Below are 12,738 nucleotides of genomic sequence, written 5' to 3' on the forward strand. Positions count from 1 at the left end.
CGCGAGGATCCGCCGACTTCCCGAGTCCGCCTCGTCTCGCACCGCGATCGCTCAACGGACGGCAGCTGCGGCCTCCGGGAACGCACGTGTCTCGCACGAATGACTGTCGGCGCGGGGCACGCGGGAGCGAATGGCTAGCTGCCGCTGTAAACGGGGAATTCGCTGGAGTCGCCGTAGTCGCGTTCGTGCAGCTGCTGCAACACGGCCATGTCCTCGTCGGAGATGATGAAGTCGACCTCGGCGTTCGAGCGCATATGCTCAACGTTTGCGGTCTTCGGCAGGGCGACGGTGCCGAGCTGCACGACGTAGCGGACGCACAGCTGCGCGACAGACACGTCGTACTTGCCGGCCATCGCCTTCAGGTCGGCGTTGTCGAGGATCTCGCCGTGCGCGATGGGCGAATACGCCTCGACATGGATGCCCTTGTCCGCGCAGAACGTGAGCAGATCTGTGGGAGTGTTCCCGGCGTGGACGAGGAGCTGGTTCACGTGTGGGGTGATGGTGCCGCCGTCGAGGATGTTCTGCACGTCCTGTTCGAGGAAGTTCGAGACACCGATCGCGCGGATCTTGCCGGCCTGGTGTGCCTCTTCGAGGGCTCGCCATGCGGCGCGGTTGCCCTCGGCGTAGTTGCCGCCGCGGAAGTCGTCCCACGGCTGGGGTGCGTGGATGAGCATCAGGTCGATGTAGCCGATGTCGAGCTTCGCCAGGGACTCGTCGATTGCCTTGACGGCGGCGGCGTGGTCCTTGATCTCGGCGGCGAGCTTGGAGGACACGAACAGGTCCTCGCGGGCGCCGCCGGAGGCGCGGACGCCCTTGCCGACGCCGTGCTCGTTGCCGTATGCCTGCGCGGTGTCAATGTTGCGGTAGCCGACGCCGATGGCGTCGCGGACAGCCTGCTCGGCCTCGTCGTCGTCCATCATCCAGGTACCGAGACCGATCTTTGGGATCTCGACGCCGTTGGAGAGGGTGTAGGTGTCGGTGAGAGTGCTCATGCTGCGTTTCCGTTCTTCGGCAGGGCGTCGTACACCTCGTCGGTGACGGGCTCGAGCCATTCATTGCTGACGTCCTCGCCGGGCGTGATGAACGCCAGGTGCGAGAACCAGGAATCGCCCTTCGCGCCGTGCCAGTGCTTGGTGCCGGCGGGCACGCGAACGGCTGTGCCAGGGGTGAGGCTGATCGGCTCGGAGCCTTCTGCCTGATACCAGCCGGACCCAGCGGTGCAGATCAGTACCTGGTCGCCGCCGCCGTTGGTGCCGTGGTGGATGTGCCAGTTGTTGCGGCAGGCAGGCTCGAAGGTGATGTTGTTCACTGGAACGCCGCCATCGACGACGGGCGCGTTGAAGCTCTGCCCCGTGAAGTACTGCGCGAACGCGTCGTTCGGATCGCCGGTCGGGAAAGGTTGCTCGAAGCTGACTTCAGTCACGGGGTGCTCCGTTTCTTGTGGTGATGCGATTCAGTTCTTGTTGGCGGGGCGCTCTAGTCGGCGGGGTCGCGTAGGAGGACCTCGATGGTGGCGGGCTCGGGCCAGCGGCGATCACGGAAGGGAGATGGGGCCTGCACCAGGTCTCGACGACCGTCAAGAGTCCCCCATCGAATCCGTGCAGACCGCTGGTGTTGCCGTAGGAGAGCTCACGGCCTCAGGGAAGCGGCAAGCCCACTCCACACCCTTTCCTCGTCCGGCCAACGCGCGGAACGGGCCATCTGACGACGCAACGTTTGTCCGGCTGTCTTCATCGGAGGACTCATGGGCGCAACAGGGCCTTGATCGCGCGGCGCTCGTCCATCGCCCGGTAGCCCTCCGCTGCCTGTTCGAGCGGGAGGTCGAGGTCGAACACCTTGCCGGGGTCGATCCGGTTCGTCCAGATGAGGTCGATCAGTTCCGGGAGGTACTGCCGCACCGGGGCAGCACCGCCGTGGACGTGGACGCCGGCGCCGAAGAGCGCGTCACCGGCGATCTCGACGTCGTGCGAGACGCCGACGAACCCGACGTGGCCGCCCGGCCGCGTGGCGTCGATCGCCTGCATCATCGACTCCTGCGTGCCCACTGCCTCGACGACCGAGTGGGCACCCAGGCCGTCGGTGAGCTCCTTGATGCGTGCCACCCCCGCGTCACCGCGTTCCTCGACGACGTCCGTGGCGCCGAACTCGCGGGCGAGCGCCTGACGGGACGCGTGACGCGACATCGCGATGATCCGCTCCGCGCCCATCTGCTTCGCGGCGAGGACGGCGAGCAGGCCGACGGCACCGTCGCCGACCACCGCGACGGTCTTCCCCGGGCCGGCCTCGGCCGCGACGGCGGCGAACCAGCCGGTGCCGAGGACGTCGGACGCCGCGAGGAGCGACGGGATCTTGTCCGCGGCCGGGTACTCCGGCGTCGCGACGAGCGTGCCGTCCGCGAGCGGGATCCGCGCGTACTCCGCCTGGGTGCCGATCGTGCCCATCAGCACGCGGTGCACGCAGTAGGACTGGTAGCCCGACCGGCAGATCTCGCACGTGTTGTCCGAGGCCCAGAACGACCCGACGACGAAGTCGCCGACCGCGACCGAGTGGACGTCGTCGCCGATCTCCTCGACGACGCCGACGTACTCGTGCCCCATCGGCGTCTGCTCGGTGACGGCGTCGGTGCCGCGGTACGGCCAGAGGTCCGACCCGCACACGCAGGCGGCGACGACCTTGATCACGGCGTCGGTGGGCTGTTCGATGGTCGGCCGGGGACGGTCGACGACCTCGACCGTGCCGGGTGCGGTGATGACTGCTCCTCGCATGGGAGTGCTCCTTCTCGTCGTCCCGACGGCGTGCTCGCCATCGGTGGTCCGGGTGGTCCGGGCGGGATCAGCGGCGGAATAGGTCCGCGATGCCGCCGGGGTTCGGGGCGAGCCGGACGGCGGCCTCGGCGCGGACGCGACGTTCACGCTCGTGGTCGCGGGTGAGGTCGGTGATCTCGGCAGTCGTCTGCCACCACATCAGGATCCGCCCGCGCAGGGTCGGTCGCCGGTGGGTCGGGGAACTCGCCGTCGGCGCGCTGCTGGTGCCGTTCACCGGGTCCCCCGCTGGGTGGCGCCGTCGACCCGGGTCGGGTCCGACGACCCGGCCCGCACCGACTGCAGTTCCTGGGTCGCGGTCCAGCTCGCCAGGAGCCGGAGCGATTCCTCGCTGGGCGAACCGGGCTCGGCCGAGTACGCCAGGAAGTTCAGCCCCTGGTCGCTCATCGGCTCCATGGCCTCGTAGACCATGTGCAGGTCGCCGACGACCGGGTGGGTGAAGAACTTGTTGCCGTTCGCGTGGTGCCGGACGTCGTGGGCGCCCCAGCGCGTCCGGAACTCGTCGCTCTTCGTGGAGAGTTCGCCGATCAGGTCCTGCAGGGCACGGTCGTCCGGGTTCCGCCCGGCCTCGGTCCGGAGGATCCCGACGTTGATGTCGGCCGCCGCGGACCAGTTCCGGTAGAACGCCTCCGACAGGTCGCGGTGGAGGTAGGTGAAGCGAGCGAGGTTCACCGGGCGCTCCGGCAGGGCGTACAGGTCCCAGTAGAGGCCCCGGAACAGCTGGTTCTCGGCGAGGACGTCGAGTCGGCCGTTCCGGATGAACGCCGGGCCGGCCGTGAAGCCGTCGAGCACCCACTGCATGCCCGGGCGGACGGTCGCGGCCGGGGTCCGGCTGCTCCGCCGGATCGGCGACGCGCTCGCGACGCGAGCCAGGTCGAACAGGTGCGCGCGCTCGGCGTCGTCCAGCAGCAGGGCATCGGCGATCGCCGTGAGCACCGACTCCGACGCCCCGACGAGGTTGCCCCGCTCGAGCTTCGCGTAGTACTCGACGCTCACGCCGGCGAGCATCGCGACCTCGGTGCGCCGGAGCCCCGGCACGCGGCGGTTCGTCCCTCCGGGCAGTTCGACCTGCTCCGGAGAGACCTTCGCGCGACGTGAGGTCAGGAAGTCCTTGACCTCGTCCTTGTTCTGCATGCCGTCCACGCTACGACCGGCGCCGGACCCGGAGGACGCTCTGCTGGTACACCCTTCCCCGGTCACCCCCGGATGATGTCCGCAGCGATCCGGGCGGCGTCGTCGATCGGCACCGCGAACCCGATGCCGATGTTCCCGGAGCCCTGGCCGACGGTCGCGATCGAGCTGTTCACGCCGACGACGCGTCCGCCGGCGTCGACCAGCGGGCCGCCGGAATTGCCCGGGTTGATCGAGGCGTCGGTCTGCACGAGGCGCTGCGCGTCCGCCGCCGTCGCGCGGTCCACCGCGCTGACGATGCCGGACGTGACCGTGCCGTTCAGGCCGAGGGGCGATCCGACGGCGATCACCTGCTGCCCGATCCGCAGGTCGGCGCTGGTCCCGAGCACGGCCGGGCCCGGGAGACCGGAGGCCTCGATCACCGCGATGTCGCTCTGCTCGTCGCTCCCGACGACACGTCCGCCCACGGAGGTGCCGTCCGGCAGGACCAGGCGGACCCACGACGAGCCGTCGACGACGTGGTGGTTCGTCAGCACGTGTCCGGATGCGTCGATGACGAAGCCGGATCCGCTCCCGGCCGCGGTCCGGACCTGGACGACACTCTGCAGGATGGAGCGCGCGGCGGTCTCGACGTCCGTGGTCGGAGCCCCCGGACCGCCTCGCTGCTGCTGCTGCAGGACGGTCGGCGCGTCCGTCCGGTCCGGCACCACGAGGAGGGCCCCGGTCACGCCGGCGGTGCCGCCGAGCACCACCGCCACGACGAGCGTGGCGACGGCGGCGGCCCGGCCTGGTCGGCGCGGTCGCCGCTCGGGCGTCGGCCAGACGGGTACCGGCGCGGACGGGCCCACGGGGGTGCTCCCGTCGGGGACGGCGGACGGGAGGCGCGGTGCGGGCTGCGGGGGCGCCTCCCGTCCGGCGCCGGGTCGCGTTCCGGCCACGGTCGCCGGGCTCGGCGCCGCTCCGGTCGTCCACTCCTGGGGGCCGGCCGGTCGGCCGACACCGTTCGCGCGTGCGTCCATGGTGGTGGGTTCCTTGTCGGTCAGGGGAGGCGGGAGGACCAGCGCAGCGAGAACGCGCCGGCGACGAGGGCGAGGAGCATGCCGAGCAGGGCGGCGTAGGGCGTGACGTCGACGGGTTCGACGTGCCAGCCGATCGACGAACCGATGTCCTGGTAGACCTCGCGCAGCTCGCCGGTGCTGGCCGCGCGGTAGAAGCGGCCGTCGGTCTCGTCCGCGAGCTGGCGGAGACTCGACTCGTCGACGGGGACGGGCTGTCGCCCTCCCCACAGGTTCGCCTCACCGTCAGCGGTGCCGTACGCGATCGTGGACACGGGCATCCCGGCGGCGCGGGCGGCCTCGGCGGCGGCGGACGGCTCCCGACCGGTGGTGTTCGCGCCGTCGGAGAGGAGCACGAGGCGAGCCGGGATCGTCTCCTTGTCGGTGGCGCCCCGGCCGGGGGTGGGCGACGGCGTCGTCCCGCTGCTCGCGTCGTCGCTCAGGCGGTCGACCTCACCGACGGCCTCGAAGACGGCTTCACCGATGGCGGTCCCGCCACCGCCGTCGCCCATCGCGGCGATGGCCTCGCGCACGGCGTCGTGGTCCTCCGTGGCACGGGCGATGACCTGGGCGCCACCGGCGAAGCTGATCGCCCCGACGTTGAAGCCGTAGGGCATCTCGTCGACGAAGTCCTCAGCCGCCGCCTTCGCGGCTTCCAGCCGGTTCGGTCGGACGTCGTCGGCCTGCATGGACCCCGAGGAGTCGATCGCGACGATCACGGTCGCCCGCTCGTACGGGACACGGACGTCGATCACGGGTTGCGCTGCGGCGAGGCCGAGGCTGGCGAGCCCGAGCAGCACGAGCGCCGCCGGGAGGTGCCGTCGCCACCGCGGCCGCTCCGGGACGAGCTTGTCGAGCATCGGCAGGGTGGCGAACCGCACGGCGTACCGCTGCCGGCGCCGTTGGACGAGCACGTAGGCGACGGCCAGCGCGGCGACGGGGACCAGGGCGAGGAGCAGCCAGGGGGTGGTGAGGGTCATTGGTTCCTCCCGGTGGAACGGGACGGTGCACGGTGTCGACGGTGCACGAAGCGGGTGAGGACGCGGACGAGGTCGTCGTCGGTCCGGAGCACGAGGTGGTCGGCACCGCTGGCGCGGACGGCGGCAGCGGTCGCGGCGCGGTGGGTAGCGGCACCCTCGGCGTAGGCCTTGCGGAGCCGACGGTCGGACGTCGACACGTCGCGCTGCACCCCGGACTCGGGGTCGACGAACACGACGTCGCCGACGTCGGGGAGCTCGAGTTCCCGCGGGTCGACGACCTCGATGACGACGACGTCGTTCCGGGCGGCGAGCTTCCGGAGCGGCTGCTCCCAGCCGAACGGCCCGGTCACGTCGCCGTCGGGGTCGAGCAGGTCGGACACGACCACGCGCAGCCCACGGCGGGGGGCCTGCGTGGAGAGGCGGGTGAGCGCGCCGGCGAGGTCGGCCACCGGGACGCCATCACGGTCGCCGGACGGCGCACGGAGCACCCGGCGTGCCGCGAGCCGCCCGGGACCCGGGGGGATCCACCGCACGGTCTCGGTGCCCAGCAGACCGATGCCGACCCGGTCCCCGCCACCCTGCGTGACGAGTCCGATCGCGGCGGCGGCCCATGCGGCGACGTCGGCCTTCTCGAGTTCGGTCGTCCCGAACGCCATGCTCGGCGAGCGGTCGACGAGCACCCAGGTCTCGAGGGCGTGCTCGGCACGGGTGAGCCACACGTACGGTTCGCCCGCGCGGGCGCTGGCGTTCCAGTCGATGCGACGGACGTCGTGTCCCGGCTGGTAGCGCACGAGTTCCTCGGGGTCGCTGCCGGAGCCGAGCGCGAGCCCGGGGTGGTCGCCCTGGACGACACCGTCGATGCGTCGGCGGACGGTGAGCTCCAGGCGGCGGAGGGCGGCGTCGGTCGTCGGCGCCGGACTCATCGGCGGCCGTCGTGCTCGGCGCCCTGGCCGGTGGGAGCGGCCGCGGTGGGGGGCTGCGCAGCTGGGGGGTACTGCGCGCCGTCACCCACCGCGACCGCGTTCGGGTCCTCGGCCGACGCGATGCGGGGCTGCGGGACGACCTGCAGCACCGCCTCGACGGCGGTCCGGGGATCGACGCCGTCGGCGACGGCGTCGAAGGTCAGCACCAGGCGGTGCGCGAGGACGTCGGACGCGACGTCCGCGACGTCACACGGGAGGACGTAGTCGCGACCGCGGATGAGGGCGAGCGCCCGTGCAGCGGCGACGAGGCCGAGGGACCCACGGGCACTGACGCCGTACTCGAGCACGCCGTCGAGGGTGTGGATCCCGTAGCGGTGCGGGTGCCTGGTCGCCATCACCAGCTGCACCGCGTACAGCGCGACGGCGTGGTGCACGAAGACCTGCTCGGCCTCGGCCTGCAGGCGGACGACCTCCTGCACGGTCAGGATCGGCTGCACCGTGGGACGGCCGGCGCTCATCCGCTGCACGATCGTGAGTTCCTCGAGCTCGTCGGCGTGGTCGACGTCGACCTTCAGGAGGAAGCGGTCGCGCTGGGCCTCGGGCAGCTGGTAGACGCCGTCGTTCTCGATCGGGTTCTGGGTCGCGAGGACCAGGAACGGGTCCGGCAGCCGGTGGGTCCGACCGCCGATGGACACCTGCTGCTCGGCCATCGCCTCGAGGAGCGCCGACTGCACCTTCGCCGGAGCGCGGTTGATCTCGTCCGCGAGCACCAGGTTCGCGAAGACCGGTCCCCGCTCGACGTCGAACGTCTCGGTCGAGGGTCGCCAGACGCGGGTGCCGACGATGTCCGACGGCATGAGGTCCGGCGTGAACTGGAGTCGGACGAAGTCGCCGCCGACGACGGTGGCGAGGGTGCGGACGGCGAGGGTCTTCGCGACTCCGGGGACTCCCTCGAGGAGGACGTGCCCGCGGGCGAGCAGTCCGATCATCATCCGTTCGACCATCGCGTCCTGGCCGACGACGACGTGCTTGACCTCGAACAGTGCCCGTTCGAGGACGGCCGCTGCGGAGGGGTACGGGGCTGCGTGTGCTGCTTCGGTCATGCGACGAGTCCACCCGGCAGGGGCGAAAACGAGCGGAAGCCCGAGCGAAACCGGACCGAAAGGGGTGTCCTGACGGTACCTGTCCCAGCGCGGGCGGCACGGTTACCGTGCTCCCATGCGGGTGCTGCTGGTGGAGGACGAGGCGGGTCTCGTCAGCGCGCTCCGCGTCGCGCTGCAACGCGAGGGCTACGCCGTCGACACCGCGGGCCGGGTGGCCGAGGCGCAGGAGAAGCTCGCCGTCACCACCTACGACATCGTGCTGCTCGACGTGAACCTCCCCGACGGGGACGGGTTCGAGCTCGCGGCGTCGATCCGGTCGCGCGGTGCGACACCGACGCGGATCCTGATGCTCACGGCACGCGGACAGCTGCGTGACCGGGTCCGCGGACTCGACCTCGGCGCCGACGACTACCTCGTGAAGCCCTTCGCGCTCGTCGAGTTGACGGCACGGATGCGCGCGCTCACCCGGCGGGACGGAGACCCCTCCGCCGCGGTGCTCGTCGACGGTCCGATCCTCCTCGACACCGCACGGCAGCTCGCCCGCCGTGGCGACCGGGAACTCTCCCTGACGCTCAAGGAGTTCGGGGTGCTGCGGTACCTGCTCCGTCGCATCGGGTACGTCGTGTCCGCCGAGGAGCTCCTCGAGCACGTCTGGGACGAGAACGCCGACCCCTTCACGCAGACCGTCCGGGTCACGGTCGGCACCCTGCGCCGGAAACTCTCGGTGGACGGTGAGGAAGCGGCGATCGAGACCGTCGTCGGCCGTGGCTACCGGCTGCGGGAGCTGGCCGACGAACCAGCGCTCTTCGGGACGACCGCGGACGAGGTGACCACGTGAGCGCACTGGACCGTGTCCGACGGGAGCTAACGGGCGGGGCCGCACCGCGCCTCCCGGCCTGGATGCGCACCGTCCGGATGCGGCTGACGCTGACGTACAGCGCGGTGCTGTTCGGCATCAGCGCGCTCGCGCTGACCGCGGTCTACGTGGCGCTGTCGAAGACCGTGTCCGCGGAACCGTTGAACCCCGTGACCGTGAAGAAGTTCTACACGGCGGCCGACGGGACGATCGTGTACAAGCCGGGCGAACAGTTCCAGGTCGCGGACCTCGCCAGTGTGCAGCGAGCGGTGAACTACGCGTCGCTGCAGACCCTGCAGCAGGCCTCGATCGTCGCGATCGCCGTGATGTTCGTCCTGAGCCTCGGGATCGGCTGGTGGGTCGCCGGCCGGGCGCTCCGACCGATCGGGGCGATCACCCGCGCGACACAGGAGATCACCGCGACCGACCTGACCAGACGGATCGACGCGAGCGGTCCGCGCGACGAGCTGCGCACCCTCGCCGACACGGTCGACGGCATGCTCGACCGACTCGACCGGGCCTTCCGCGCCGAGCGGATGCTGGTCGAGGACGTCTCCCACGAGCTCCGGAACCCCGTCGCGGTCGTGCAGTCGAACGTGGAGGCGGTACTCGCCTCCGACGACGTCACCCCGGCCGAACGTCGTGCCGCGTCCGAGGTCGTGCTGCAGTCCACCCGCCGGATGACCCGACTGCTCGAGGACCTGCTCGCCACCGCTCGGACCCGCTCCGAGGCGTTCACCGACCGGGACGTCGACCTCGCCGCCCTCGGACGCTCCGTCGCCGCCGAGTACCGGGTGCTCGCCGCGCAGCGGGACCTCACCGTCACCGAGCGCATGCACGGCGGACCGGTGGTCTTCGCGGATCCGGACGCCCTCGCGCGGGCCGTCGGCAACCTGCTGTCCAACGCCGTCCGGCTCGCACCGGTCGGATCGGACGTCACCGCCGCGGTCGGCAGCGTCCGCGGCTGGGCGTGGGTCGCCGTCGCCGACGAGGGGCCCGGGATCCCCGAGGACGAGCGGGCTCGAGTGTTCGACCGCTTCCACCGCGGCGACCCCGACCGGGCCGGGCACGGCTCCGGGCTCGGCCTCGCCATCGCACGGCAGATCGTCGAGAGCCACGAGGGTCGGATCCGGCTCGAGCCGCACGCTGCGGGCGGTTCCGCGTTCGTCCTGTGGTTGCCCGAGCGGGCGGTCGAGGGCGCCCCCGAGCGGACCGCGGAACCGCCGTCGGGCAGTCCGCTCGTCGGCCCTGGGAGGATGGGCGCATGACTAGGATCCTCGTCACCGGCTCGACCGACGGGCTCGGCAGGGCGACGGCGGCGTCCCTCCTCGACGCCGGCCACGACGTCGTCGTCCACGCCCGCTCGTCGACGCGTGCCCGAGCAGTGGCCGACCTCGTCGACCGTGGCGCCGCGCTGGTCGTGTGCGACCTCGCCGACCGGGACGAGGTGGTGGCCACCGCGACCTCCCTCGACGGCGGACCGGCGATCGACGCCGTCGTGCACAACGCCGGCGTCCTCTCCGGGCCATCCGTGGTGCCCGTCAACGTGGTGGCGCCGTACCTGTTCACCGCGCTGCTCGGCACGCCGACCCGCCACGTGTACCTCAGCAGTGGCATGCACCGCGGTGGGCACCCGGACCTGGACGGCATCGAGTGGGCCGGACGGACCGCGTCGCGGAGCTACTCCGACAGCAAGCTCCTCGTGACGCAGCTCGCCGCCGCGGTCGCCGAGCATTGGCCGGACGTCTGCTCGAACGCCGTCGACCCGGGCTGGGTGGCGACCAAGATGGGCGGTGCCGGTGCACCCGACGACTTCGACCTCGGCCACGAGACGCAGGAGTGGCTCGCCACCGCGCCGGATGCGGGCACGTCCGGCGGGTACTGGTTCCACCGGCAGCAGCAGGAGCCGCACCCGGCCGTCCGGGATCGGCGGCTCCAGCGTGGCCTGGTGGACGCACTCGCTGCGGCGACCGGGGTCCGGCTCCCCGAGCGGTGACCGCCCGGGGCCACGGGGTCCGGTGGGGCGCCTGGTCCGGTCAGGGGCTCCCGGGTCCGGTCAGGCGCCCGGGTCCGGTCAGGCGTCGGGGATGGTCACGTCCCACGTCGAGGGGTCGACCTCGTCCGGGTCCGGGCCGCCACGCACCCCGCGGTCGAGGGCGTCGATCGCCCGGAGCTCGTCGTCGCTCAGCACGAAGCCGCTGATGTCGAGGTTCTGCGCGATCCGAGCCGGGTTCGTCGACTTCGGGATCGCGGAGCGCCCCTGCTGCACGTGCCACCGGAGCATCAGCTGCGCCGGGGTGACCCCGTGCTCGTCGGCGAGCCGACCGATCGTCTCGTCCTCGAGCACGCTCCGACGGCCCTCTCCCCAGCCGGGGTAGAAGGTGATGCCGCCGATGGGTGACCAGGCCTGCGTCAGGATGCCCCGCTCGGCGTTCGCCTCCTGCACCGCCCGCTGGGTGAAGTACGGGTGCAGCTCGACCTGGTTGAGCGCCGGCACCACCTCGGTGCGTTCGGCGAGGGCAGCGAGGTGGTGCGGCATGAAGTTGCTCACACCGATTGCCCTGACGCGCCCCTCGGCGAGCAGCGACTCGAGCGCCCGGTAGGCGTCCACCGTCCGCTCGAAGTGCTGCGGCATCGGCTGGTGCAGGATCAGGACGTCGATGACGTCGACCCCGAGCTTCGCGGCACTCGTGTCGAAGGCGTGCCGGGTCTCGTCGAAGCCGTAGTCGGACACCCAGACCTTGGTCTCGAGCACGACCTCCTCGCGGTCGAGGCCGGAACGACGCACCGCCTCACCGACCTCGCGCTCGTTGCCGTACCCGGCGGCGGTGTCGATGTGCCGGTAGCCAGCGGCGAGGGCTGTCTGGACGGCGGTCGTCGTCTCCTCCGGTTCGCTCTGGAAGACGCCGAAGCCGATAGTGGGCAGCTGGACGCCGTTGTTGAGGGTGAGGGTGTCGTTCACAGGGGTCTCCGTTCGGATCAGTGGTCGTCGGTGGCGGCGGCTGCGCTCGTCGCCGCGGCGGGCAAAGCGGACAGGGCGCCGAGGATCGCGAGCCGCTCGGCCGTCGGGGAGTTCGGCTCGACGGTGTAGACGAGCATCGTCGAGCCCGGATCGGTGGTGAGCTCGAACGACTCGTACCCGAACACCAGCTCGCCGACGTCGGGGTGGCGGTAGTGCTTGGCACCGCGCAGGAACCGGATGACGTCGTGGGTCGCCCAGAGCGTCCGGAACCGTTCGCTCCGGGTCGACAACGCTCCGATGAGTCGCTGGAGCTCGTCGTCGTGCGGATCGCGACCTGCCGCCTGGTGCAGCAGCGCGACGACGTTCCGCGCGGCCTGGTCGGCGTCCACGAAGAACTCCGCCGCCCGGGGATCGAGGAACTGGAACCGAGCGCTGTTGAACGGCGCCTCGGCCGTGCGCGGATCCGGCATGCCGTACAGCGCGGCACCGAGTCGGTTCGCGCCGATGACGTCGAGTCGGCGGTTCTGCACGATCGCGGGTGTCGACAGGGCGTCGAGGACCGCCTGCGTGCCGGCGTCGACGGTCACGCGGGTCGACGGACGGCGACGCCGGCGCGCGGGCCCCGAGGTGCCCGCCGCGAGGTGCAGCAGGTGCTCGGTCTCGGTGTCGTCCAGGTGCAGGGCACGGGCGATGGCCTCGAGGACCTCGCGGGACGCACCCTTCGCGTTCCCTCGTTCGAGCTGCGCGTAGTAGTCGGTGCTCACGCCCGCGAGGTGCGCGACCTCCTCGCGTCGGAGGCCCGGGACGCGGCGGCGACCACCGAACGGCTGGACGCCCGCTGCGTCCGGGGTGATCCGGGCGCGACGGGACCGGAGGAACCCGCTGATCTCTGCTCCCGCGGACATG

14 protein-coding genes are annotated in these 12,738 nt (G+C 71.7%); 3 read left to right on the top strand and 11 right to left on the bottom strand.

What is annotated here, in order from left to right; all coding sequences use genetic code 11:
* Window positions 1-134 precede the first annotated feature (134 nt).
* The 9 genes from BJK06_RS11075 to BJK06_RS11115 all read right to left on the bottom strand — a co-directional run bounded on the left by BJK06_RS11075 (window position 135) and on the right by BJK06_RS11115 (window position 8,014).
* Window positions 135-992, bottom strand: a complete 858-nt coding sequence (locus BJK06_RS11075) for an aldo/keto reductase (RefSeq protein WP_070417937.1) — start codon at window positions 990-992, stop codon at window positions 135-137.
* Window positions 989-1,423: a cupin domain-containing protein gene (locus BJK06_RS11080; RefSeq protein WP_070417938.1), complete on the bottom strand. Its 435-nt coding sequence runs from the start codon at window positions 1,421-1,423 to the stop codon at window positions 989-991. Before BJK06_RS11080 ends, BJK06_RS11075 begins: the two co-directional genes overlap by 4 nt.
* 319 nt (window positions 1,424-1,742) lie before the next feature.
* The gene (locus tag BJK06_RS11085; protein ID WP_070417939.1) at window positions 1,743-2,765 is read right to left on the bottom strand and encodes a zinc-dependent alcohol dehydrogenase family protein; all 1,023 of its coding nucleotides are present in this window, start codon (window positions 2,763-2,765) and stop codon (window positions 1,743-1,745) included.
* A 67-nt stretch (window positions 2,766-2,832) separates the two neighbouring features.
* Entirely contained in the window at window positions 2,833-3,039 is a 207-nt protein-coding gene (locus tag BJK06_RS18610) for a hypothetical protein (RefSeq protein ID WP_070417940.1), read from the bottom strand.
* Window positions 3,036-3,956: a helix-turn-helix transcriptional regulator gene (locus BJK06_RS11095; RefSeq protein ID WP_070419391.1), complete on the bottom strand. Its 921-nt coding sequence runs from the start codon at window positions 3,954-3,956 to the stop codon at window positions 3,036-3,038. Before BJK06_RS11095 ends, BJK06_RS18610 begins: the two co-directional genes overlap by 4 nt.
* 62 nt (window positions 3,957-4,018) lie before the next feature.
* The gene (locus BJK06_RS11100) at window positions 4,019-4,972 is read right to left on the bottom strand and encodes a S1C family serine protease (protein ID WP_083295200.1); all 954 of its coding nucleotides are present in this window, start codon (window positions 4,970-4,972) and stop codon (window positions 4,019-4,021) included.
* 20 nt (window positions 4,973-4,992) lie between these two features.
* Window positions 4,993-5,988 (bottom strand): VWA domain-containing protein, encoded by a 996-nt coding sequence (locus BJK06_RS11105; RefSeq protein ID WP_070417941.1) that lies wholly within the window; start codon window positions 5,986-5,988, stop codon window positions 4,993-4,995.
* Complete coding sequence (locus BJK06_RS11110) at window positions 5,985-6,911, bottom strand: DUF58 domain-containing protein (RefSeq protein ID WP_070417942.1); 927 nt, start codon at window positions 6,909-6,911, stop codon at window positions 5,985-5,987. Before BJK06_RS11110 ends, BJK06_RS11105 begins: the two co-directional genes overlap by 4 nt.
* Complete coding sequence (locus tag BJK06_RS11115) at window positions 6,908-8,014, bottom strand: MoxR family ATPase (protein WP_083295201.1); 1,107 nt, start codon at window positions 8,012-8,014, stop codon at window positions 6,908-6,910. Before BJK06_RS11115 ends, BJK06_RS11110 begins: the two co-directional genes overlap by 4 nt.
* 115 nt (window positions 8,015-8,129) lie before the next feature.
* Here BJK06_RS11115 and BJK06_RS11120 point away from each other — a divergent pair, with 115 nt between their 5' ends.
* The 3 genes from BJK06_RS11120 (at window position 8,130) to BJK06_RS11130 (ending at window position 10,866) form a co-directional block, all read left to right on the top strand.
* A complete protein-coding gene (locus BJK06_RS11120) occupies window positions 8,130-8,852 on the top strand; it encodes a response regulator transcription factor (RefSeq protein WP_070417943.1) in 723 nt (240 codons plus the stop codon).
* A gap of 62 nt (window positions 8,853-8,914) precedes the next feature.
* Complete coding sequence (locus tag BJK06_RS11125; protein ID WP_070419393.1) at window positions 8,915-10,138, top strand: cell wall metabolism sensor histidine kinase WalK; 1,224 nt, start codon at window positions 8,915-8,917, stop codon at window positions 10,136-10,138.
* Window positions 10,135-10,866, top strand: coding sequence for an SDR family NAD(P)-dependent oxidoreductase (locus BJK06_RS11130; protein ID WP_070417944.1), 732 nt, complete (start codon window positions 10,135-10,137; stop codon window positions 10,864-10,866). The genes BJK06_RS11125 and BJK06_RS11130 overlap by 4 nt, the downstream gene beginning before the upstream one ends.
* 78 nt (window positions 10,867-10,944) lie before the next feature.
* On the opposite strand, the gene BJK06_RS11135 is transcribed toward BJK06_RS11130, so the two are convergent.
* Window positions 10,945-11,832 (bottom strand): aldo/keto reductase, encoded by an 888-nt coding sequence (locus BJK06_RS11135; protein WP_070417945.1) that lies wholly within the window; start codon window positions 11,830-11,832, stop codon window positions 10,945-10,947.
* A 17-nt stretch (window positions 11,833-11,849) separates the two neighbouring features.
* Window positions 11,850-12,737, bottom strand: coding sequence for a helix-turn-helix domain-containing protein (locus tag BJK06_RS11140; protein WP_070417946.1), 888 nt, complete (start codon window positions 12,735-12,737; stop codon window positions 11,850-11,852).
* Between the last annotated feature and the right edge of the window lies 1 nt (window position 12,738).

Source organism: Curtobacterium sp. BH-2-1-1 (genome assembly GCF_001806325.1).
In the GTDB taxonomy this organism is placed as follows: Bacteria; Actinomycetota; Actinomycetes; order Actinomycetales; family Microbacteriaceae; genus Curtobacterium.

Excerpts from the sequence above, each read along its gene's own strand:
- BJK06_RS11075 (WP_070417937.1), bottom strand. The coding sequence starts at position 992 with ATGAGCACTCTCACCGACACCTACACCCTCTCCAACGGCGTCGAGATC.
- BJK06_RS11085 (WP_070417939.1), bottom strand. The coding sequence starts at position 2,765 with ATGCGAGGAGCAGTCATCACCGCACCCGGCACGGTCGAGGTCGTCGAC.
- BJK06_RS11095 (WP_070419391.1), bottom strand. The coding sequence starts at position 3,956 with ATGCAGAACAAGGACGAGGTCAAGGACTTCCTGACCTCACGTCGCGCG.
- BJK06_RS11100 (WP_083295200.1), bottom strand. The coding sequence starts at position 4,972 with ATGGACGCACGCGCGAACGGTGTCGGCCGACCGGCCGGCCCCCAGGAG.
- BJK06_RS11105 (WP_070417941.1), bottom strand. The coding sequence starts at position 5,988 with ATGACCCTCACCACCCCCTGGCTGCTCCTCGCCCTGGTCCCCGTCGCC.
- BJK06_RS11110 (WP_070417942.1), bottom strand. The coding sequence starts at position 6,911 with ATGAGTCCGGCGCCGACGACCGACGCCGCCCTCCGCCGCCTGGAGCTC.
- BJK06_RS11115 (WP_083295201.1), bottom strand. The coding sequence starts at position 8,014 with ATGACCGAAGCAGCACACGCAGCCCCGTACCCCTCCGCAGCGGCCGTC.
- BJK06_RS11120 (WP_070417943.1), top strand. The coding sequence starts at position 8,130 with ATGCGGGTGCTGCTGGTGGAGGACGAGGCGGGTCTCGTCAGCGCGCTC.
- BJK06_RS11125 (WP_070419393.1), top strand. The coding sequence starts at position 8,915 with ATGCGCACCGTCCGGATGCGGCTGACGCTGACGTACAGCGCGGTGCTG.
- BJK06_RS11130 (WP_070417944.1), top strand. The coding sequence starts at position 10,135 with ATGACTAGGATCCTCGTCACCGGCTCGACCGACGGGCTCGGCAGGGCG.
- BJK06_RS11140 (WP_070417946.1), bottom strand. The coding sequence starts at position 12,737 with ATGTCCGCGGGAGCAGAGATCAGCGGGTTCCTCCGGTCCCGTCGCGCC.